17 protein-coding genes and 1 other annotated feature are annotated in these 22467 nt (G+C 42.9%); all 17 genes read right to left on the reverse strand.

Annotated features, from left to right (window positions below):
* Positions 1 to 263, reverse strand: a 263-nt coding sequence (locus tag LI164_RS08925) for a TnpV protein (RefSeq protein WP_070059248.1), incomplete at its 3' end; no start/stop codon positions are given.
* Positions 244 to 1485 carry a VWA domain-containing protein gene (locus tag LI164_RS08930; RefSeq protein WP_227087020.1) on the reverse strand — a complete coding sequence of 414 codons (1242 nt, stop codon included), beginning with the start codon at positions 1483 to 1485 and terminating at the stop codon, positions 244 to 246. The genes LI164_RS08930 and LI164_RS08925, both read right to left, overlap by 20 nt.
* A gap of 217 nt (positions 1486 to 1702) precedes the next feature.
* Complete coding sequence (locus LI164_RS08935) at positions 1703 to 2377, reverse strand: hypothetical protein (RefSeq protein WP_215683428.1); 675 nt, start codon at positions 2375 to 2377, stop codon at positions 1703 to 1705.
* A 12-nt stretch (positions 2378 to 2389) separates the two neighbouring features.
* Complete coding sequence (locus LI164_RS08940) at positions 2390 to 2887, reverse strand: hypothetical protein (protein ID WP_138375807.1); 498 nt, start codon at positions 2885 to 2887, stop codon at positions 2390 to 2392.
* Positions 2888 to 2899: 12 nt separating this feature from the next.
* On the reverse strand, positions 2900 to 3388 hold the full coding sequence (locus LI164_RS08945; RefSeq protein WP_173786116.1) for a hypothetical protein: 489 nt from the start codon (positions 3386 to 3388) through the stop codon (positions 2900 to 2902).
* A gap of 15 nt (positions 3389 to 3403) precedes the next feature.
* Complete coding sequence (locus LI164_RS08950) at positions 3404 to 11608, reverse strand: InlB B-repeat-containing protein (RefSeq protein ID WP_215683427.1); 8205 nt, start codon at positions 11606 to 11608, stop codon at positions 3404 to 3406.
* 166 nt (positions 11609 to 11774) lie between these two features.
* Positions 11775 to 12785 (reverse strand): response regulator transcription factor, encoded by a 1011-nt coding sequence (locus LI164_RS08955; protein ID WP_215683426.1) that lies wholly within the window; start codon positions 12783 to 12785, stop codon positions 11775 to 11777.
* 54 nt (positions 12786 to 12839) lie between these two features.
* Entirely contained in the window at positions 12840 to 13550 is a 711-nt protein-coding gene (locus tag LI164_RS08960; RefSeq protein WP_117980453.1) for a GntR family transcriptional regulator, read from the reverse strand.
* A gap of 142 nt (positions 13551 to 13692) precedes the next feature.
* A complete protein-coding gene (gene pnuC / locus LI164_RS08965) occupies positions 13693 to 14376 on the reverse strand; it encodes a nicotinamide riboside transporter PnuC (protein WP_005333694.1) in 684 nt (227 codons plus the stop codon).
* Positions 14369 to 15286 carry a PfkB family carbohydrate kinase gene (locus tag LI164_RS08970; RefSeq protein ID WP_005333693.1) on the reverse strand — a complete coding sequence of 306 codons (918 nt, stop codon included), beginning with the start codon at positions 15284 to 15286 and terminating at the stop codon, positions 14369 to 14371. Before LI164_RS08970 ends, pnuC begins: the two co-directional genes overlap by 8 nt.
* On the reverse strand, positions 15274 to 16290 hold the full coding sequence (locus LI164_RS08975; protein WP_118398832.1) for an ADP-ribosylglycohydrolase family protein: 1017 nt from the start codon (positions 16288 to 16290) through the stop codon (positions 15274 to 15276). Before LI164_RS08975 ends, LI164_RS08970 begins: the two co-directional genes overlap by 13 nt.
* A gap of 323 nt (positions 16291 to 16613) precedes the next feature.
* Positions 16614 to 18326, reverse strand: a complete 1713-nt coding sequence (locus tag LI164_RS08980; RefSeq protein ID WP_005333689.1) for a carbon starvation protein A — start codon at positions 18324 to 18326, stop codon at positions 16614 to 16616.
* A 132-nt stretch (positions 18327 to 18458) separates the two neighbouring features.
* Positions 18459 to 18728, reverse strand: a binding site (T-box leader).
* A 131-nt stretch (positions 18729 to 18859) separates the two neighbouring features.
* Positions 18860 to 19372: a flavodoxin family protein gene (locus LI164_RS08985; RefSeq protein ID WP_117495266.1), complete on the reverse strand. Its 513-nt coding sequence runs from the start codon at positions 19370 to 19372 to the stop codon at positions 18860 to 18862.
* Positions 19373 to 19475: 103 nt separating this feature from the next.
* Complete coding sequence (pap, locus tag LI164_RS08990) at positions 19476 to 20945, reverse strand: polyphosphate:AMP phosphotransferase (RefSeq protein ID WP_215683425.1); 1470 nt, start codon at positions 20943 to 20945, stop codon at positions 19476 to 19478.
* A 19-nt stretch (positions 20946 to 20964) separates the two neighbouring features.
* Positions 20965 to 21183 carry a hypothetical protein gene (locus tag LI164_RS08995; RefSeq protein ID WP_173786124.1) on the reverse strand — a complete coding sequence of 73 codons (219 nt, stop codon included), beginning with the start codon at positions 21181 to 21183 and terminating at the stop codon, positions 20965 to 20967.
* A gap of 23 nt (positions 21184 to 21206) precedes the next feature.
* The gene (locus LI164_RS09000; RefSeq protein WP_117980457.1) at positions 21207 to 21557 is read right to left on the reverse strand and encodes an arsenate reductase family protein; all 351 of its coding nucleotides are present in this window, start codon (positions 21555 to 21557) and stop codon (positions 21207 to 21209) included.
* 29 nt (positions 21558 to 21586) lie between these two features.
* Positions 21587 to 22453, reverse strand: a complete 867-nt coding sequence (locus LI164_RS09005) for an RNA methyltransferase (RefSeq protein WP_215683424.1) — start codon at positions 22451 to 22453, stop codon at positions 21587 to 21589.
* Positions 22454 to 22467: the final 14 nt, after the last annotated feature.

Below are 22467 nucleotides of genomic sequence, written 5' to 3' on the forward strand. Positions count from 1 at the left end.
TGTGCCTGTTTCATACCCTCTATGAGCCTTTCAAAGCGTTCCTGTGCCTGTCTGTCAATGTCGGCAAGGTAAGCGTTAAGTCTGCCGCTTGTAAGAAGATTGGTGTATGTAACTTTGCAGTGATGCTTCAGATAATCCAAATGCCGCTGTCCCCAGATGCCTATCGGCTGTTCTTCTTCGGCGGGTACAGTTAAGCACGGTATTAAATAATCGCCTTGCCTTTCGTATTTGCCGCCCATTTCCTCAAAAATTGTCTTTGCCATTGTCTGTTACCTCCACATTCTTTTTTATTTTGAATGTCCGCAAAATCCGTCCTACATCAGTCGGTGATTGGGCTGAGGAGATGATTTCATCTCCAATCTGCTTAAAAATATCTTTCAAACTTGAAGCGTCTGTTGCTTTATAATATGTTGCATCATTTCCATTACTATCCTTTGCACGGGTTCCAAGTTTATCATAAGTATAATTTTCTGCAATTGGATAATTGCTGGAAAGTCCATGCATAAATGCATTGGCTTTTTTAGTCTCTGTCCATGTTTCAGTTTCTGAAAGTTCTGGGCTGCTGTCATCTGCCCCCGCAAATACACCGATTGTATAAATATCCGCATCTTTCTTTATTGATTTTGCTGATTTTATTGCTCTTTCTGCTACATCTTTATCAAAATCGTTATAGCTTGTCGGCACTCCATCTGTAAAAAATATAACTACCCGTTTCACATTTTTTCGATTTGTGTTATCTGCTTCATCAATTTTGCTTTGATTTACAAGCTCCTTTGTCAGCTCCATAGCATTATCTGCTAAAGTAGCGCCAGCCGGCTTGAGTGCGTTCACCTTTTCTTGCAATTCTGATTTATCACGACTCGTATATGCCTTATATCCACTGACAATCTGCGTATAATTGTACCAATATTGACCCTTACGATATTGTTCATTTCCAATCTTGTCACTCTCTTCTCCAGCAAATTTTACAACTGCAATCCGGCTCTGTTTATTCGCATCAGCTCTTTTATCATTTTCCTTTGCGGAACTGTCAATAAACTCATTCACGGCTTCTTTAAGCCGTTTTATCCGTTTCGTACTGTCTGTCTGTCCAACAGGATCGTTCATACTTCCTGATACGTCCAGTACCAGCACAATATCCAGTGGGACTGTTGTCTGTCCTACTATTTTTGCAGTGGAGGAAAGCGCAGAAAGTCCTACCAGGAAATCAGAATTTGTACTTTTCGTTATTGTGGCTGATTGCGAATCATTCTGTCTACTTGTAAGTGTGATGTTCCCTGTGGATACAGATTTGTCCGTCCATATGCGTCCCACATTTTTCGTACTGTCATCAAGGGCATTTGCCTCATGCCAGTTGTTGATCGTCACACTATCCGCCACTGTACTTTTTGTAATATTATCTGCCGCATTTACCTGCTGTGGAGCCATACTCAGCACCATAATCGCAGCCATAATAAATACAATGACCCGGGTCATTTTTTTCATCTTCTTGTTCCTCCTTTATATTTTTCCAATTTTTCTCCATATATTTCAATATTTTACCATGATTACTGTATGTCTTTTCCTGCCAGCGCGAAATGTACCTTTTTCAGCGTGAAATGCAATCTGGTACAGAGCTTTTCAACCAACAAATGAAGTGCCTGTTTTACATAATTTGCATAAATCAGACACTCCCTTATCTGTTAAATTTTCGTTAAACTTTTTATCTTCTCCGCTTTCTTATAACCGTCACACTGATTACAACTGCCGCTGCAATTGCTGCCAGTGCATAAAGCATCGGTCTTGCTTCATCTCCTGTGACTGCTGCCATCCGGTTTTTCAGCTTATTCATCGGAGTTTTCTTGCCCGAGTCCTGTCCGTTTCCACCGCCCGGTGTTCCTTTATCCTTATCTTGGTCCGGGTCTTTGCTTTCGCCGCCGCTGGTATCTTCTGCTGTCTCAATGACCAGTGTCGTATCCTCGCAGACTTCTTCCAGTGTCAGATATCCGTCTTTGAACTGTTCCGTAACGTCTTCTCCGTTCAGGAGTATCTTTGAAACCTGCCATCCTTCCTCCGGTGCGATCCGTATCTTCGGCTCGGCAAAACGATCCACAACAAAGTTATCTATGTTGCCTTCCGTCTGATCTTCTTCCCCTTCTATCACTACATCTGCGTGACTTTTTTCCACACGGATATTATGGGAGTCCGGCACGGTTGTACTAATGGTGCTCTGGGAATTCGATGAGCTTCCTGCATCTGCTGCCAGAACGAACATGGTCGTAAAAAACATCGCTGCGATTGCAGCCAGTATAGTCATCACTGTCACAAACACTGCCGTTGTAATGCGGACAGTCTTTTTATCCACAATGATATCCAAATTTTCTGTCTTTTTCCTCATATGCACGCCCCCTTACTCACTTTTGTCCACGTATGATATCGTAAATGTCACCGTATCTGCGTACTCTCCGGCTACCGCCTTCTTCCAGTCTTCTTTTTTAATCGCGATAGTAAGAGGTGTCTCTTCCCCGGCTTTTGTATACTGCGCTGATGTAAATGGCCGGCTTCCCGCCTCATCCTGCGCCAAAATCTGATAAGGAATCACTGCCTTTGAATTGTTGGAATTCTTTAAGTTAAGATCAGATAGCAATGACACCTGGATACATTTTCCATCCTCAATCTGCGCCTGCTCTACTACAATATTCCCGTAAGAGGTTTCTGTCTCATTAAACCGCATGCTTGTATCTACCGGAATCGTCACCTGGTAAGCCGGGTCCACATGATAACTGACTGTCGCACTTCCTGCCGTCTGGGTGGTTGCTGCATAGATTGGATTTTCTGCACATATTAACAGCACCGGAGTCAGTAGTGCAAAAAGAATTCCTGTTCTTATACTTCTCTTTTTCATCATTCTCCCCTCCTGTTACTGTGCAATTAATGTAGTCTCTACATTTGCCCCGTTCATGGCAGAGCCGTCAGTGAGTGACGCGGTCGTAATCTTGATGGTCGCCGGATATTCTCCCGCTGCAAGTGCCTTCTCTAATGTCACCTCTGTAATCGCCTTCCCCGGCTCCACCATCTTCGATGTGTAGATGGTCTCATCTGTGTCGTTAAGCACGATTTCAAATGTAAAGTAACATGGATTTCCTTCCGGATTCATCAGGTTCATCTGCACGTCTTTTTTGTCTGCCTCAATCGTAATGGTCGGATAGCCCGGTATCCGGATTCCTGTCGGCTTTTCCCCGGTATCGTCTGCCGTCTGGGTCTTCGCATTTGGATCCAGATCCGGCTTAAATGCCGAATCTGAACCTCCTTTTAATTTCATGAAATAAATTAATCCTGCAATGATGACCGCACACAGACAGATGATAATGACAATAAGTATTTTATTTTTTCCTGCTTTTTCTCTCATCTGCTCTTCCCCCTCTTATCTGAAAAATACATACATACTCAGACTACTAAGATCGTATTCATCTCTTTTATCTCCGTGAGCGTCAAATTCCAGTGTCAGGCTGTCTACATCAATTTTACCGTCAACCATCAGATAGTAATCACATATTCTCATCTTACCATTATTCTTATTCAGATCCTCGGTGTGAACCTGCCAGTCATTATGATCTTTATTGTCAGATCTTGTATGATAAGAAATCTTAAGATCCGAATAACCATCTTTAATTTTCTTAGTCCTGTACAGCACCATGACCTCCATAGATGAGTAATTCTGGTGGATCGCATCGTAGGAAAGATTGGTCATATTCATATGATAAACTGCCGGATTCTGTCCAGTATCTCCGGTTGTCGGCACTTTCGTCTGATTTCCGTCTACATAGAAAGTAAATTTTACAGTCTTGCCATCATCATCTACCCGGTAAGTGTTTTCATAATCCGATGGTTTGTAAAGATAAAAAGAATTTGCTTTCCAGCTTGCGTATAAGGTAATATTTTTTGCGTCCTGAAGCTGCAGCTCTTTCGTACTCATGTCAAATGCTGTGTTGGCTCCTTCTTTTTTCCAGCCTTTGAACTCCCAGCCGTAACGAGTCGGATCTGACGGGAACTGGTATTTATCACCGTATTTGGTCTTTCTAACTGTCTTCGCTCTTCCGTCACCATAGTCAAATGTAACATTGTACACATTTGCCTCCCATTCCGGATAGAGTGTCACAACGCCTCCATTCACATCGGTCAGCTTCGACACCTTCTGCCGGTCAGAGTAATAAGTCTTCTTGCCCTTCTTATCCATGGTGTACCATCTCTTAAAGGAGTGGCCTTTGCATGTAAATCCGCATTTTGGAAGTGTTACATTTTCCGTGTAATTGACCGTCTTGGCTGCCATGGAGCCTTTCGCCTCTGTACCACTTAAGATAAATGTAATCTGATAGGTATTCTCTCTCCAGCTCGCCTTATAGGTCCGGTTATCTGTAGAGCCCTGTTTTACAGACACATTGTCACTTACTCCTGTAATTTCGGTTCCACTCCAGCCTGTAAATGTATATCCGGCGCGGACTGGATTTTTCAGTTTAAATACGGTGGTGTCCACGTTGTAAGTCGTCGGATTCTTCTCCCCGGACTTCATGCTTCCGCCATTTAAGTCATAAGTAATCTGGTATGTCTCCCGCTCCCATATTGCTGTGTAAATATGGCTTTCGGCCGGCATAGTCGTCGGAAGGTTATCGACTTTCTTGCCATTCTCACTCCAGTTTTTGAAAATATATCCTTTTCTTGTCGGATTTTCTGGTGTATTTATCTTGTCGCCGTAATTTCCTTTGATTGGTGAAACAGACGTTCCTTCTCCTGTCTTGAACTGAAGGGTATATTCCATCTTCAGCCACTGCGCTTTATAAGTCAGATCTTTATCCGGAACCGTCATTTCCACCTCTTCGTCCCAGCCAAGGAACTGGTATCCTGTTCTTGTCGGCGTTTTCGGCACTGTGATATTTGCACCATAGCGTCCGGTCACGACGATCTTACTGTCGTCCTCACCCTTTTCTGCAGCGAATGTTCCGGAATCTGCGTCAAATGTGACTGTATGTACCTTTCTCTTATAGTAGTACTTCACTGTCGTCTGTCCGTCTCCGGAAATGGTAACTTTCTCCGTCTTTGGTTCCTCGAAGCCTTTATATTTCATGACTTCTGGTGTCACTTCGCTATCCACAGCCTCCCGTGCATGACTGCTTTCTTTCAGCGTATAACCGTCACCTTGTACATTTTGCTGATAATGTTCTACTACATAGTTGACGATGTTTGCTTCCCATTTTGCATAGAGTGTCAGATCCTGATCCGGCATATTCGCTTTGTACTCTTTCGTACATTTTGCATCTGTATACCAGCCTGCAAATGCATAACCGGCTCTTGTCGGCTTCGGTATGGACATTTCATATCTTGCTTCTACCGTCTTATCTGTCTTACCATCGTAGTTCTTAAGCGTCAGCGTATGCACATTTCTTGTGTAACGATAAATGACTGTAGTTGTTCCATCACCTTCAACTGTCACCTGCTGCTTCTCCGGTGCTGTAAATCCATCATAGTTCTTTACTTCCGGTGTGACAACCGTATCCGTATCGGCGTTAAAGTTCTCCTGTGCTCCCAGCGAATATCCGTCATCATTGGCATTTTGCAGACAATGCTTAACCGTGTAGTTTACACTCTGCACATCCCATTTTGCATAAAGTGTGATGTCACGATCTGGAACCACTCCGTCAAATGCTTTTGTAAACTCTGCGTCTGTATACCAGCCTGCAAATGCATAACCGGCACGATATGGTTTTTCCTCCCATTTCTCACCATATGCAAGTTCTTTTGTCTCGCTGTCATTACCGTTATTGTAATGGATCGTCACCTGATGGCGGTCACGCGTATATTTGTAATCTACATATGTGATTTCTCCATCGTCTACCACATCATAGCTAACTGGCTCCGGTGCTGTAAATCCTTCATACGCTTTTACTGCCAATGTCAGATGTTCTCCTGTTTTAGCTGTGACAGTTTCAGTCTCTGCCAGATCATACTGCTCTGAATTGCCAATGGACTGTTGATAATGTCTCACCTGATAAGTCTTCATTCCGGCTTCCCATTTTGCATAGAGTGTCAGGTCATGCGCCGGCATGGTTGTCTGTACGTACGGCTGTGTCAGCGCTTCGTCCGTGTACCAGCCTGCAAATGCATAGCCTGTCCGCGACGGAGTATTTGTAATATCTGCCTCATAGCGAACTTTTGAAGTCTTGTTATCTTCTTCATTGTTCAGGACATAAGTCAGATTGTAGCTGTTCCGCATATAGTAATACTGGATATCCGGTCCGCCCCAGCCATTTATCTGCCCTGTTTGAGCCTCCGGTGAAGTAAAGCCTTCATACTGTTTTGGCTGCGGAGTCACTTCTGATTCTGTCAATCCGCTTAATACTTCTTCCTCAAATAAATCAAAGCCGTCTACAGATTCTTTATAATGATAGACGGTATAGCTGCTCATCACTGGTGTCTGTTTTGCATAGAGCGTCAGATCTTTGTCCGGCATGGTTCCATCGAATCGATTGTTGAAATCTTTATCTGTATACCAGCCTTCAAAGCGATATCCACTCCGGAGCGCTACTTCTGTAATTGCCGCACCAAATGGCATTCCGAATCCTTCCATATTATTTTCATCGACCCCGCGGTCTACCAGCTTCAGCTTATGAATATTTCTCGCATACTTGTACTCAATAACTGTGTTGCCGTTTCCGTCCACTGTCGTGGTCTGTGTTTCCGGTGAAGTAAAGCCTTCGTAACGCTTCACGTCCGGCGTCACTTTATCTTCCGGATATGCCGCAAAGACTTCCTCTTCATATAAGATATATGGATCTTCTTCCACAACCGGTTTATCTGTGTCCGGATACTCTTCTTTATCTCCACCCGGTTTTTCTTTTTCTGCATCCGGCAGTTTTTCTAGCAGATGCCGGACTGTATAGTTGACTTTCTGCTTCTCCCATTTTGCATAGACCGTCATATCTTTTGCCGGCATCGTCTGGCCAAATGCGTTCTCACATGCCTCGTCTGTATACCAGCCTTCAAATACATAGCCTTTTCTTGTCGGCATCGGTGATGCAATCTTGTCACCATATCTTGCTGTCACTTCTGTCTGGTCTGATTCTCCGCCTTTTGCATCAAAGGTCAGCTTGTACTCATTCAGATCATAGTACACTTTCAGTACAAGACTGCCATCTGCCTTGATCGTTCCCTTCTGCAGTTCACCTTTTAAGTGATAGACTTTCTCGTCAAGATCTGCTGCTTTTGCTGTGACTTCCTCTCCCATCTGTCCGGTCAGAGCCGCAGTCTCGCTTAAGCTGTATCCGCTGTTATCCGTATTCTGCACGTAGTATTTCACGGTATAAGTAATGCCTTCCAGTGCTTTCCATTTTGCAATGTAGGTCTTATTCTCAGATGGAACTTCCTTTGGAACCCCAGCGCCTTCTTCGTCCTCCCAGCCAAGGAATTCATATCCCGGTCTGTAGACTGCCGGTGTCGGCATCATGGTTCCATACCGGTAATTTCCGTCTGCGATCACTTCTGTCTCCGTTCCATTCTCCGTCTCTTTTTCGGACTTGAATGTCTGTGTATATTTATTTCTTGCATAATAGTAATTGATGACCAGGCTGCCGTCTGCTTTTACAGTCTCCGTAAGTTGCGGCGGTGTTACAAATCCCTCCCGCTCTTTTGGAACCGGGCTTACTTCCTCTTCCGTCCTGCCATTCATTTTCACCGGAGTCTGCGCTTCATAGGTTCCATTCGTTCCTTCTATATAATCTACGACTGTATAACCCACATCGGCTGCTTCCCATTTTGCATAGACAAGTCTGTCTTCTTCCGGCATGGTTTCCGGAATGGTGTATGGAATGGTGAGATCCATGTCCTCATACCAGCCGGCAAATGTGTATCCGAGTCTTACCGGATCTTCCGGCTTCTTGATCTCTGCGTTATATTTTCCGGTAATTGCATCGACGAAAGATCCGCCATTACTCTGGAATGCAATATAGTAACCATCTCGCAGGCGGTCCCAGTGAAGCTTGATCTTTCTTGCACATGGCTTCGTATTAAAGGTACCTTCCTGGTTTTTCCATGTAATGATCATCTCACCGTCCTGCTCCGGCTCATCACCTGGATTTACACGGATAATATTGGTCGCCGGATCATACGTAAATGCACTGTTCGTCATGGAAATGTTGAAATACTTTGTATCATCTTCGTAAATCTTCTCGTAATATTTTCCGTCGTCCAGTCCGGTCTTCATATCCATGTACTGCATCTTGAAATATTCATCCGGGATCTGAACCGACTGAATCTCCCGCTTCATATTAATCTCGGCAACCTTATCCTGGGTATAAGCAAAATCCAGTACATTTTCCAGAACACCTACCTTATAAAGCGGCCACTCATTTTCGTAAAGTGTCGGATTATAGGTAAATGCATTGGACAGTGCCTGTGCCTCGAACTTCACTTCCAGATAAATACCGATTTCCAGATACATAGCTCCCATAGCACGGCTGCTTCGTCCTGCCGATGCCGTATACTTCAATTCGTAGTAGAGGTAACCCCAGACCTGTGCATAACCGCCCACATCCGCCGAGATACCGACACTGGCGATGGACGTTGATAATAATCCCACACGCACCGTCAGTCTCACACCGGCTTTGATTCCAAGAGTTCCCATAGCATATGCCGTAAATTCATACTGCTCCTCTACCAGATCTATCGTATCATTGGTCGCCGTCCGCTCTTTGACCCGTACACAGAAGACATACTCTTTCGCATTCTTATACCAGTACGTCATTCCGATGGAAATATTCACATTTGCGGAAACAACGAATTCCAGCTTCACCTGAATATCAATGATCAGAAGCACACGGAAATGCTGGTCTACCAGCGGACGCTTGTAGATTTCCACCCAGTCTGCCTCGTCTGCCAGAAGTTCCGAGTACCTCTCTGCCAGAGACTTGGATACGGATATTTCATCTCCGCCACTGACGAGACCTGATGCAGAATTTAGATAATCCTCGCCATTCTCCATCATATTCTTCAGCTCTTCGGTAATCTTGTTGACACCTTTTCGTAATTTCGAACTGGAATCAGATACTGGGTTTCCAGTTTCTGCAGTCTTGAAGTTGACATTTAGTCCGATTCCTGTGTATTCATATAATTCCAGAGATGCCGTTACGCGATAATCTGCAATGTACGGAATAAATCCCCATGTTTTCCACACGGCTGAACCGTCCACATCGATGGATACTCGCACTTCCTGTTCAAATGTCGCCGTGATCATGATCTCGATGTCTGCGCCCCGGTTCACATGAACTGTAATCGGCACGCCGATCTCCAGTGCAAGCCTTAGTCCACTCACATCTCCGTCAAAATGTTTTAGTGTCGTGCCGAGATTTGCTTTTACCGTCGGTACTCCTAATTCCACACGGGAACCGCCTGCCCCACCTGCGGCTCTTGCCTTTCTCAACTGGCCATAGCCCTGGCTCTGAACCATGATGTCTGCATTCATATCTTCCTTGAGAGATTCCTGAAGCTCCTCAAAAGATTCTGTCTCCATTGCCGCATCGGCAACTCTTTCTGCCACTTCGGATGCAAATCCGCTGTCTACTGCCTGTGTCTCAATATCCTCTTCCAGCTCCTGCACATCGGTATCTTCCAGAAGGTCCTCCCCTTCTACATTTTCCTTTTGGTACACGTCCATAGTCTGGCGCATATCTTCTTCGCTCACAGGTATATAGCTTACTATGTATTTCCCTTCTGATAACAGAACACTCGTAATCTCTCCATAGAGAGACACAGTTCCGCTTTCATTTTCTCCCATTGTACCTGTGTAAATTGCCAGATAATCGCCCTCATCTACGGTTGTCTCACTGTCCAGATCCATAGCCTGGCTCATAGCATCATCACCAAAGGTCAGGTCACTGACATTAATCGTCACACTGTTATTATCCGGGTCACCGTCCTGATCTTTGTCTATAGAAAGCGGCAGCACATCCGGCATAAAGAGCACGTCTTCCGGTCTGGAGCCGCGATATGTATACTTGTCCCCGTCCGCTCCTGTAATCTCGATAAATGACACATCACTGTTGTCACCAGAGGACATATCCATGGTCGGGATCACATCACCGGAATAAATTGCGACCTGGTCGCCGACTTCTAACTGCTTCTTATAAGTAAATGTTCCGGTCGTATCACTGCCTTCTTCGGTCAAGGAACCGTCTGTTCCAATCGTCATTGCCGCGATTGAAACTTCCTTAACTTTCTTTCCATTTACAGTCAGATTGGAAAGCTCTTTCTTATGAATATACTTGATCTCTTTATTTAACTCTACATTTTTGACTTCTTCTCGGTAGACCGTAAAATCATAGACACGGATCGTCGGGTCAAATCCTGTAAAATATAACGCCTTTTCCTGAAGCTCCAGCTTATAGGCTGCCCCCGGTGTCCATCCGTTCGGATTGCTGATCGTAAATGTATGGTCTGCTCCTTCGGTCACATCTACCGTAACCGTTTCGGAAGAATCTGTCACGTTTTTTATTGTGAAATTTTTTCGCACCTGATCAGGCGTCATGGCAGCACTTGTATCCGTCACCGGAATCGTAAAATCAGTTGCCACATCATTTGCTCTGGCATAAGTCGCCATGGACACTTCTTCCATCGGCTGATTGTCTGCATAAGAGGCATACAAGGTCACATCACTCAGAAGACGGTCCTTACTGTCCACATATCTGGTGCATGCTTCATCGTAACACCAACCAAGAAATGTACTGGACTTTTTCACCGGTGCCGGCAGATCTTTCAGAATGGTTCCTGCCTGATACTGCTCCTGTGTTACTGTGATCATCTGATCTGCTTGCTGCGGATTCTTCTTCGTGATAGTTCCGCCATTTGTCTCATATGTAATGTTGTACGTTGTATCCTGAAATGCAATGTCAAAAGTCAGATGATCTGTATAATCACCTGTATAGTTCGGTTTATCCAGAATGTTGCAGTTATATTCCTGCTGCTTATGGCTCTCATCTTTCGTAAGACTTGCGACAACCGAACCATTTTCCAGTGCCGAACCACTCTGCGGATTTCTCAATTCATATGCAAGACTATGTAATCCACTCTTTAATTTCCAGTCATTTTCAGACTGGACTGTCACGCTCACATGATCCTTGTCATATAATCCACCTGCATCCGCTTTTATCGTAAGCTTATCCCCATCCGCATTGACCGTCTGTGGAATATCCACATAATAGTAGCGTTCCGTCCATTTTGCATAGAGGACAACACTGCCGGAATGATCCGCAGTACTAAGCGAAGTAACCGGCTCCCCGTTAAACTTCTCATTATCATACCAGCCGGCAAACTCATATCCCGCTTTTGTGATCTGCTCCGCTCCCGGAAGTTCTGTCACCGGCTCATCGTAATTAGACGGAGCCGTGTAACCAGTAGCAAACGTTCCTCCATTTTTCTTATAATCAATGCTGGATTCCTTCAGCACATCCGTCCCCTGGGACGTTCCTTCCTCCGATTGCGCAACCGGGTTCTGCGCATTCGCGTCTTCGGCAAATGCTGTGACCGGCACTGATGTTGCAAATAGCACCGCACTCAAAATCATACTGACCAGACGTTTCTTCATATGTATTCCCTCCTCATTTTTCCCTCTGAAAACGAGTAATTATATGCTAAATTACATATATATTGTACCAAAGGAAATACATCTCTCACATGCCCGTTGAAAGCCAAAAAAGTGCCTGTTTTACAATTTCTTTTGTAAAACAGACACTTTTTCGTATCCTGTTATTCTATTGATTTACGAATTCTTTAATCTTATCGCGTTTATCAATCTGTAGTTTTTCCAGAATTCCGGAGACATAATGCTTCACTGTATTCACAGACAGTCCCAGATGTTCTGCAATCTCCTGGTTCGTCCAGTCACGGCACGCCAGCATAGCTATGGAAAATTCCAGCGGAGTCAAAAGATCCGTCACTGCCTTTTGCGTCTTGGGATTGTGAATTTTCATCCAGCCACGGCTGAATGCAAGTACACCATCCACCAGCTTCTTGTACATTTCCGGCTCTTTTTTCCGGATACAGACTTCCAAAACTCCCTGAAGCAGACCGTGATACTCGATAAATGGCTCCATGAATTTGTCAAATCTTGCCCACTCCCATGCCTGGCTCACCGTCTGAATCGCCTCTTCTTGTTCTTTCAGATTGATCTGACACATTGCCTGCACACAGCCCAGATAAATCATGGAGATCGGGTATACTCCGTCTGCCATCAGAAATGCACCCTGCACAACACCTTTTGCCTTAGCATAATCCTGTCTCAGATAAATCTCATGCGCCAGAAGGCTCACCGCAAATAACCGCTGTCCGATTGGCAGATACGGAATGTACTGCTGAAGCGGCGGTGTTCCTTCCTCCGGCGGTATATGAAGAAATATGCTGATTACATAAAATGCGAACAGGCAGGCCGCTTTTACATTCACAGGTGCATCCTCCTGCATTGCCTGGGTCAAACACTGATGTACATCTTCCCTTGTACACTGTGCTGCCTGAGGATCTCCAAGTGTAAGATTCGCAAATGTGTAAAGCATATCCGCCGATAGCCGGAGCATCACATCATCGTGATCCAGATAATCTTTTACCGTCTCCACACATTTTTTCGCCTGCGCCGAGAAGAAATAATATTCTCCCTGTGCGATCTGCGCCAGTTCCTTATCTTCTATTTTCTCAATTGCTTCTGCTGCTTTTCCCGGTTGAAAGGCACTTCCAACCAAAGGAAGGATGACTCTGTCAGATATTTTCATTTCTTTCACCACTTCTTATAAAATTATATTTTCTATCATTCAAGAATGCCTTTATCAATGAAACTTTTCTACATAATAATTCTGTATATCTGTTAAAATATACGCCTCATAATATTCTACCGGAATCTCCTGATTGTCTTCCAGACAATAGGAAATCGCTTTAATTCTCAATAAAGGCTGACTTTCGTCCCGTTCCAGTAACCGGCTCACCGACACATCTGCTGTTGTAGCTTCCAGTGTCTGTCTCACCCTGTACATATATGTCCCATAGAATGAACCAAGCACTTCATATAAAGACCGGTTATTGAAGTCAAAAAAATCTAACTTTTCAAATCTTTTTGCCGGTAATACTGCTGTATTTAAACTATACGGAATACCATCTGCATAATAAAGGCTGCGGATTTCAAAAATCTCTTCTCCTTCTTCTATCTGAAGTTTATCTGCCAGATACGCATCTGCTTCTTTTTTTTCTAAAGACAACTGCTTCTTGCCCGGCAACTTTCCTTCATTCCTTACAGCCTCTGTAAAACTATAGATTCTTGATCTTTTCTGATCTGCCAATTCTCTCACAAAGCAGCCCTTTCCCTTGATCCGGTACAAGATCCCTTCTGCACACAATTCATCAATTGCTTTTCTCACCGTCACACGACTTACTTTATAACACTGGCACATTTCATTCTCGGATTTGATTACCTGATTGGGTTTTAAAATATTATCTTTGATCTGTTCTTTTATCTCTTGCTTGATTATTTCGTATTTGGTCATCTTACTTTCCACCTGTTCGCCATAAAGAATAACTTTGGCTTATCGTTAACGCAAAAAGCCACAGATCTCATACTCACATGAAATCCATGGCCTTCTTGATCTTTTATTATTTTAACATAAAATCCTCTATTTTTGTCCGTTATTATGCAGTTTCTTTTGCAATTTTTCTCCAGTTCAGGAAACCGTATGTGGAGTTGATGAAGTTGATTGTCTTCATAATGATAATCAGCAGTGCAGAGGAATCTCCCTGCATAAATACCATGATCCACATCACAATTGAAAGTGCATTTACAATTGCCCACATTGCCCACTGCTCTGAGAAACGAAGCAGATACAGGAAACTTGCCACAACCGATACGACTGTTGTCAGAGAATCCATAAATGGAAGATTTCCACCCATCCATTTCAGAATCTGCATGTATCCGAGTACTCCGATAATTGTCACTGCTACTGTTGTGAGCATAATCTTTGGTGTCATCGTGCGGAATTTTACTTCTCCACCCTTTGTCATGTTCTTTTTCCATGTGAAGATTGCAATCGCACTGACCGGAATTGAGTAGATTAAGTTGTACATGACCTCACCGTAAAGCGGAATACCCATACAGTTAATCGCATATAATGCACTGTTGATAATTGCAAAATACAGACCGGCAACTTTACCTTTTGCTCCAAGTACTAGGTTCAGACTACTTGTCAACGTCATGACCAACATAAACAGACTTTCTTTCTGAATTGCCCAGGCTACTGTCTGTACAATCAGTACAAATGCAAGCCATGCTTTTTCTTTCCAGCTCCAATCTGTAAAAAATTCTTTTATTTTATTCATTTTCCCATTCCTCCGAAATCTTCTGAAATTCCTCCAGGTCCATAACCGGTCCGGACGTTCCTACAATTGCCGCTGCCGTACGATTTGCAAGTAATACGGCATCTTCTACTTTCATTCCCTTTGACATTCCTGCAATAATCGCCCCGATATGACTGTCTCCGGCTCCTACAGTGTCCACAACATTGGTCTTAACAGATGCGACCCTTCTCATTTCTTTTCCATCATAGAACAAGGTTCCTTCTGCCCCAAGCGTAACAAATACAAGATTGCCACTCTTCTCATAAAGGGCTCTCACTGCTTCTTCTACATTTTCCTGCTGTGTATAACCCTTTGCTTCTGCTTCATTAATATGTAAGATTGGCTTTAATGCAAAAAGGTTTTCCATTGTTTCAGATTCGATTGCCGTAATCATCGGTCCCGGTGCGAAAAAGATATGCTTTTCTTCCACATTTTCCACTGTTTTCAACCATTGTGAAATGATTTCACCACTTTTTCCACAAACCTGATAGCCTGCGATGTAGATATTCTCATAGTTGTCCATGTCGATTTGCTCAAACCATTCCTTTTTGAAGTGGCATTCCGCTCCCTGCACTGTGATAAATGTTCTTTCTCCATCAGCCTCTACAAGACTCAGGCAATAACCGTTATCCTCTCCCGGTTCTTCAATCATCGGCTCATATCCTTTTTCCTTCATGCCTCTACGGATAATATCTGCAAATGAACCACTTCCCACCGGCACACACAAATCATGTTCACATTTCAGATTTCTCAATGTGTTGGCAACATTGTACGCACAGCCGCCAACTACCGTTTTCGTCTCCTTGCAGGGAATATCCTCCCCACTCTTTGGGAGACGTTCAACCTTCATCATCAGATCAACAATCGCAGCTCCGACTACTAGCGTCCGCATCCCAACAGCTCCCTTCCTTTTTCAAGAATATTGATATACTCCTCAAAATCTGTCTCCGGGTTTTGAACTCTTAAAAGTTCTGTGTACTCTGGATTAATCTTTGAATAACCAACAAATGCCCCACATATAGCTGTTGCCATCGCTCCGATTGTATCTGTGTCACCGCCAAGATTTGCACACATCAGACAACATTTATTTGGATCCTGTGTGTAATATGCAATGGAAACCGCTGCCGGAACAGATTCAATAATTCCAACTCCTGCCCCAATTACATCATAGATTTTCTTAGAAAATGCATCTTCATCGTCTGCATATTCTTTTGCGATCTGAACACCAATCTTTACTCTCTCTGCAAGTCTCGGGCTGAAGGTCTCGCAACCTTTTTCGTATCCGGCTTCTTCTACAGAAAGAATATCACTTAACACCTGCTCAAAATCATCATTGACAATTGCAGATGCAACACCTTCTGCAATCATAGCTGCTCCGGCGATTGTAACATCACTTGTATGTGTTGCCTTGGAAACTCCGTACACATAATCTATCAGTTCTTTTCTCTGATCTGGTGTAAAGAGGCAGCCGATTGGTGCAATTCTCATAGAACTTCCATTGGATAAAGCTTTGTTCGTTATCGCACTTGCATCTACTCCATCTCGGAAATTCGCCAGTGCAACCTTAGAGGTCGGTCCTAAAATATTATTTTCAAATGCATTCTCTTTTTCAGCCCATTCCAGCATACGCTTTGCAATGTCTGATGCGTCCGGTCTATAATCTGTCGCCTTCAATGAATCCAAAAGAACCATTGCCTGCCCCGTATCATCTGTAAACTGAGCTTTGTTGTAGTTAAATGCAACATCATTCTCTTTTGGTCCATCAATAAATTCTGTAATCTTTCCGCCAAAGAATTTTCTTGCTCTTTCTCGGCCCCACAATTCTGCCGGCATTCCCATCGCATCACCAAGTGCCATTCCGTATAATGCTCCGGCAATTTTATCTCTTAATTCCATGTTTCTTTGCTCCTTTCAGATACATCTTGATAGTACAACTTGTATTATTTCTTGTTGCGTTTATTTTATACATATCGGTTATTTATGTCAATATACTTTCATTTTTTTACAACTTTTCAGCACTTTTGTCAATTTTCATCGTTTTTTGAATAAATACAAGTCTGATTTTTTGTCTAAAATAACAACCCCGTATCCGGTACTGTGTTTCTATTTCGTAATCTTCAAAAAACGCCAGAACCGACATTTGCCGGAACTGGCGTTTCTTAATCCGAGAGCTTATTATACTCCCATTTTATTCTTTTATCATTTTATGAATTATTTTCCTAGGCTGTCACTTTTTTATCTTCCGACTTCTCAAGGAGTTTCTTAATTCCCTGAATTGCTACAAGCACTCCAAGGATTAACAGAAGTACTGCAAAGATAAGCTGCAATGTATTTCCAAAATCCAATCCTGTTGTCATGAATGCCTTTGTAAGTTTTACAATTGTCATTCCAAGTGCCGTAAATGTAACTGCCATCATAAATACCATTGGTCCCCAGAGCATGAATCCCTGACGTTTTGTCTTCTTTAAGAATACTGCGCAGGCTACAAGTGCCAGTACAGATAACAGCTGGTTTGCAGAACCGAACAGTGGCCAGATCTCTGCATATCCGACTTTTGTCAGGAAATAAGCAAGTACCAGTGTAATGATTGTTGCAAAATACTTGTTCGTTACTACCTTTAAGAAAGGACTCATATTCTCATCTTCCACATCTGAATCAATCCAGAACTCCTGGAATGACAGACGTCCGACTCTGGCTACTGAATCCAGAGATGTCAGTGCAAATGCAGATACTGCAAGGTTAATCAGTGTAAATACAAGTGAATGTGGCAGACCGATGGCTGACAGGAAGTTCGCAATTGCTCCTGCAAAAATCTGTGGCTGAGTGGTCAGTCCCTGTGCTGCTGCCTCACCTTTTCCAAATGATGCAACGGCAATCAATGCCAGAACTGCAAGCATACTTTCCATTAACATGGCACCGAATGAAACCGGAAGCATGTTTTTCTCATTTTTAATCTGCTTGGAAGCAGTACCTGATGATACCAGTGAATGGAATCCTGAAACTGCACCACAAGCGATTGTTACGAACAAGATTGGGAACATATACTGCGGATTTCCATTTGCATCCGGTATCGAGAATGCTGTAAATGCTTCAAGATTACATGCCGGATTTGCAACAAATACACCAATAACAGCACCAAGGATCATAAAAATCAACAGATAACTGTTCAGATAATCACGAGGCTGAAGTAATGCCCATACAGGTGTTACACTGGCAATTAAAATATAAGCAAAAATAATAAGATGCCATGTACCAAGGCTTACATAGATTGGGAAGTTAAGTCCAAGTGCAATTGCAACTACCAGTAATATAACTGCTACTGCTGTATTTACCCATTTATTAAATTTTGAATATTTCAAGAAAAATCCAAGTGCCACTGCTTCTATGATGAATAACATAGAGGTTGTTGCAACAGCTCCATTTGCCACTACTTTTGTAACTGCTCCTGATTCACTTGTTGCGAATCCATTAAATGTTCCGGCTACGACATCAGCAAATGCTGCGACAACCAGAATACAGAATAGCCAGCAGAATAACAGGAATAATTTCTTACCTAATTTCCCAATGTACTCTTCAATGATGTAACCAATTGTACGGCCTTTGTTCTTTACAGATGCATACATAGATGCGAAATCCTGAACTGCTCCGAAGAATACACCACCAATTAAAATCCATAAGAGAACCGGAAGCCATCCGAAGATTGCTGCCTGAATTGGTCCGTTGATCGGACCTGCTCCTGCAATTGATGCAAACTGATGACCAAATACTACGTTAGTATCAGCCGGTACATAATCAACTCCGTCTTCTAATTCATACGCCGGAGTTTTCGCATTCGGGTCAATGCCCCATTTGTTTTGGAGATAACGGCCATACAGAAGATAAGCTCCTCCGAGCACTACGATGGCAATTATCATCATAAGTATTCCACTCATAATAATCCCTCTTTCTTTATATTTTGATTATATATTAATCTCAGGAACACCAATCAGCATTTCTGAAATTATTATCGATCTTGCGTATATGTTTCCATACAATAAAAAAACGCCTTCGCTATCCTTTCGGATAACAAAGGCGGATTTATCTTCCGTGGTACCACTTTGTATTACTGTATTTATCACTAACTACAGTCTCTCATCACTGTCATTCTCAAACAGTTTCTTCTGTAACGTGAAGATTACGTCCCTGCTTACTTTAGCTCTGATGTTAAATATGTTAAGTATTTCAGAGGGATGCTCCCGGGTGATATCACAAAATCCGTTCTGTCGCTTCGCACCACCCAACGACTCTCTGAAATCGCGTTCTCTTTTGTGACGTATCCCTTTCACTGCATTTCTTTTCTTTAACTATATTATGTTTTACACTTTTTTGCGTTAAAGCGCAAGAGACTATTTTAACATAATTAACAATAATACAAAGGACTGTTTGTGCAGTTTTTACAATTCTATTTTTTTGATATGAAATCTTGTTATATTTTATTAAATATCTCTACTGCCTTTTGTGCAAAGCGCTTCCCATAAATATTAAAATACTCTTTATAATTTCCCATTCCATTGAACTTTTCCATATTATTATTTACTCCGACCGGTCCAAGATGAATCACTGGCTTTCCACAAGCCATACCGCCTGAATAGCAGAGCATTCCCTTTACCATCTCAATTGTCAAAATAGACTGAATGACCTGAGTTCCGCCACCATGTGTGTACTGCTCTGTTGCAAATGCGCCACCCATTTTCCCCGGAAACTCTAACTCTCCTGCTTTTTCAAACAGCCAATTATGAATCTGCGGTGTCATCTGTGCCATATAGGAAGGAGAGCCGACTACGATTCCTTTTGCTTCCTTTACAAAATCTTCATCCACTTTTTCAATAGAAAATGCTCTGGCTTCTACTCCTGAGACTTCATTCATTCCATCGGCAATCCATTCTGCTGCCTGTTTTGTATTTTCAGTTTCTGAGTGGTAAATAACTGCAAGCTTCATAATAATTTCCTCCATCATTTGTGTATCGGTTTATATAGGTTTCATCCCTTGTTCAAACGCCCCCTCAGAGGTCATGTTGCAAGCGAGATGTATGTTTAGACGATTAAACGTATTTCTTTATTTCTTCGATCACAATTTTCAAAGCTTTGATCCGGGCATATTTCTTATCTACGGATTCCAGAATATGCCACGGTGCGTATTCTGTGTTCGTCTTTTGAAGCATTTCATTCACCGCAACTTCATATTCATCCCATTTTTCCCGATTTCTCCAGTCTTCATCGGTAATCTTCCACTGTTTCTCCGGATTATTTTGTCGCTCTTGAAATCTCGCCAGCTGGGTATCTTTATCAATCTGTACCCAGAACTTAATAATCACAGCGCCCCAGTCTTTTAATTCTTTTTCGAATTCATTGATTTCATTATAGGCACGCTGCCAGTCATTTTCACTGCAGAATCCTTCCAGGCGCTCTACCATCACTCTGCCGTACCAGGTTCTGTCAAATATCGCAATATGCCCACTTTTTGGCAGTCTCGTCCAAAAACGCCACAGATAATGTCTTGCTTTTTCATGCGGTTCCGGGCTGGCAATCGGTTGTACCTCATAACCTCTTGGATCAAGCGCCTCGGTAATTCGTTTGATATTGCCGCCTTTTCCTGCTGCATCCCAGCCTTCATATGTGATAATGACCGGAATCCTTTTCCGATAAAGTTTATTATGCAGTTTTCCTAATTCTATCTGAAGCTGTTTTAATTCTTTCTTGTATTCTTCGTCATTCAGTATTTTGTCCTGCAAATCAATATCTGCAAGACGTGGAATTGGTTCCAGCAGAAATACATTCTGCAAGATTGGCACCGAATGCGCCTGATTCTGCAATGCCACTTCAATGTTGCTCACCAGCGTCTCCATCACCTGCAGCTCTGCCCACTTCTGGTCACCTGCATCAATGATATACCATGGTGCGGAAGATGCATTTGTATCTGACATGTACTTTGAAAATGCCTTTTTGCATTTTTTATAATGTGTATTTTCCCACTGATCGAACAGGGAAACGCGCCATTTTGTATCCTTGCTTTCCAGAAGATCCTGCTCCCGTTTTTTTTGTTCTTTCTTCTCTATCTGCATAAAAAACTTCAAGACAAGATAACCGTTATCTGTCAGTTGTCTTTCAAAATTGCGGACACTTTCTATACGAGAAGCATATTCTTTTTCATCTGTTTTTCCCTCTAAATGCTCTCTGCAGATCTGCTCCAACCAGCCAGAATCCAGGAATGTGAATTTCCCTGCTTCTGGAATCTCCTTAAAAAATCGATATAAAAATGGATATCTTAGTTCCTCATCTGTCGGCTCGGACATTGTCACGACCTTGAAAAAGCGCGGATCAATATTCCGGATCACCTTACCGATCGTGCTTCCCTTTCCGGATGTGCCCCAGCCTTCAAAAAGCACAATTACCGGAATTTTATGTTCCTTGATCTTCATCTGCAAATCATACAGTTGCTTTCTAGCTGTAGATAAACGTGACTTCATCTCATCCTTTTCCGGCATACGTGCCGGATTCCAATTCGTCAACATATCCGAGTCCTCCTTACCGCTAAATTTCATCCATTACTACGTCATTGATTACATCGTACGCATCTTCAAGTGCATCCAATGCTTCCGTCAAAGTATCCGCTTTCTCCTCAGCTCCCTCCTCCTCATACTGATCCAGCACTTCCACAAGCGCATCTTTTACCTCCTGCAGCGCCTCCATGATTTCCTGCAGATTGCCTTCTCTATTTGCCATTGGTAAAATATTTATAATTTTTCCCATGTTATAATCTCCTTTTCCAGACCTTATAATAACTTTTCCGTCCATTCTTTCTCTTTAAATCCCGTCAACACAAGATTTTCTTTCACGATCAATGGTCGTTTCACAAGCATTCCGTTTGTCGCCAGAAGCCTCAATTGCTCTTCCTCGCTCATGTCAGGAAGCTTGTCTTTTAATTTTTGCTCTTTATAAAGCATACCACTTGTATTAAAAAACTTCTTTAGCGGTAAATCCCCATTCTCATACCACTGCTTCAGCTCCTCGTAAGTTGGATTCTCCTCCACAATGTGACGCTCCTCATAAGAAATGTGATTGGCATCCATCCATTTCTTTGCCTTCTGGCAAGTAGAACATTTTGGATAATATAAAAATAACATCTTTTCAATCCCTCCGTAATAGTTTTTACTTATTTTTGCTTCTTTCCCAGCTGCCAAAATGCCACCGCACTTGCCGCTGCTACATTTAATGAATCAACGTCATGTGACATCGGAATCTTGACTGTGTAATCACACATCTCAATTGTCCTATCCATCAAACCTTCGCCCTCGGTTCCAAGAATAATTGCCAGCTTCTCTTCCTGCATAAGTTCCGGATTGTCGATTCCGACCGAATCATCTGTCAGCGCAAGCGCTGCCGTCTTATAACCCATTTCCCGAAGTTCTGTAATCGCCTGCCTAGGCCAAAGTATCTCCCGCTGGCAACGCATTTCATTATTGTCCTGAATAAATGTCCACGGAATCTGAAAAACCGTTCCCATACTGACTCTTGCGGCTCTCCTGTAAAGTGGATCACTGCATCCAGGAGTCAGAAAAACAGCATCCATGTTCAAAGCTGCTGCCGACCGGAAAATTGCACCGACATTCGTCGGATTCATTACATTTTCCAAAATGACTATTCTGTCTTTTCCTGCACACATATCCTGATAATTCAAGAGGGGCTTACGCTTCATAGCACACAGCATCCCCCTGGTCAGCTTGAATCCTGTCAATTTTGTTAATACTTCAAACTCCGCTGTAAATATCGGAACATCTGTATCTTCAAATCTAGTCAGAATCCGTCTAGTCTCTTCATTTTCTTCCATCTGATGCTTTTCGACCAGAACGGATACCGGAATATAGTCCACATCTAACGCTCTGCCAATTACCTTCGGACTCTCCGCGATAAATAATCCAACCTCCGGATTGTCCTTATTTATAAGCTGCGCCTCGGTACGTCTCGCATAAATATCAAGCTCCGGTGCGGAAAAATCATTGATTTCTAATATGTTTAGCATTTTGTCTGCAATTC

Source organism: Dorea sp. 210702-DFI.3.125, from assembly GCF_020560945.1.
GTDB classification, from domain to species: domain Bacteria; phylum Bacillota; class Clostridia; order Lachnospirales; family Lachnospiraceae; genus Dorea; species Dorea formicigenerans.

What these genes read in the sequence shown, in the direction of transcription:
- LI164_RS08930 (WP_227087020.1), bottom strand. Translation starts at nt 1,485, where the DNA reads ATGAAAAAAATGACCCGGGTCATTGTATTTATTATGGCTGCGATTATG.
- LI164_RS08935 (WP_215683428.1), bottom strand. Translation starts at nt 2,377, where the DNA reads ATGAGGAAAAAGACAGAAAATTTGGATATCATTGTGGATAAAAAGACT.
- LI164_RS08940 (WP_138375807.1), bottom strand. Translation starts at nt 2,887, where the DNA reads ATGATGAAAAAGAGAAGTATAAGAACAGGAATTCTTTTTGCACTACTG.
- LI164_RS08945 (WP_173786116.1), bottom strand. Translation starts at nt 3,388, where the DNA reads ATGAGAGAAAAAGCAGGAAAAAATAAAATACTTATTGTCATTATCATC.
- LI164_RS08950 (WP_215683427.1), bottom strand. Translation starts at nt 11,608, where the DNA reads ATGAAGAAACGTCTGGTCAGTATGATTTTGAGTGCGGTGCTATTTGCA.
- LI164_RS08955 (WP_215683426.1), bottom strand. Translation starts at nt 12,785, where the DNA reads ATGAAAATATCTGACAGAGTCATCCTTCCTTTGGTTGGAAGTGCCTTT.
- LI164_RS08960 (WP_117980453.1), bottom strand. Translation starts at nt 13,550, where the DNA reads ATGACCAAATACGAAATAATCAAGCAAGAGATAAAAGAACAGATCAAA.
- pnuC (WP_005333694.1), bottom strand. Translation starts at nt 14,376, where the DNA reads ATGAATAAAATAAAAGAATTTTTTACAGATTGGAGCTGGAAAGAAAAA.
- LI164_RS08970 (WP_005333693.1), bottom strand. Translation starts at nt 15,286, where the DNA reads ATGCGGACGCTAGTAGTCGGAGCTGCGATTGTTGATCTGATGATGAAG.
- LI164_RS08975 (WP_118398832.1), bottom strand. Translation starts at nt 16,290, where the DNA reads ATGGAATTAAGAGATAAAATTGCCGGAGCATTATACGGAATGGCACTT.
- LI164_RS08980 (WP_005333689.1), bottom strand. Translation starts at nt 18,326, where the DNA reads ATGAGTGGAATACTTATGATGATAATTGCCATCGTAGTGCTCGGAGGA.
- LI164_RS08985 (WP_117495266.1), bottom strand. Translation starts at nt 19,372, where the DNA reads ATGAAGCTTGCAGTTATTTACCACTCAGAAACTGAAAATACAAAACAG.
- pap (WP_215683425.1), bottom strand. Translation starts at nt 20,945, where the DNA reads ATGTTGACGAATTGGAATCCGGCACGTATGCCGGAAAAGGATGAGATG.
- LI164_RS08995 (WP_173786124.1), bottom strand. Translation starts at nt 21,183, where the DNA reads ATGGGAAAAATTATAAATATTTTACCAATGGCAAATAGAGAAGGCAAT.
- LI164_RS09000 (WP_117980457.1), bottom strand. Translation starts at nt 21,557, where the DNA reads ATGTTATTTTTATATTATCCAAAATGTTCTACTTGCCAGAAGGCAAAG.
- LI164_RS09005 (WP_215683424.1), bottom strand. Translation starts at nt 22,453, where the DNA reads ATGCTAAACATATTAGAAATCAATGATTTTTCCGCACCGGAGCTTGAT.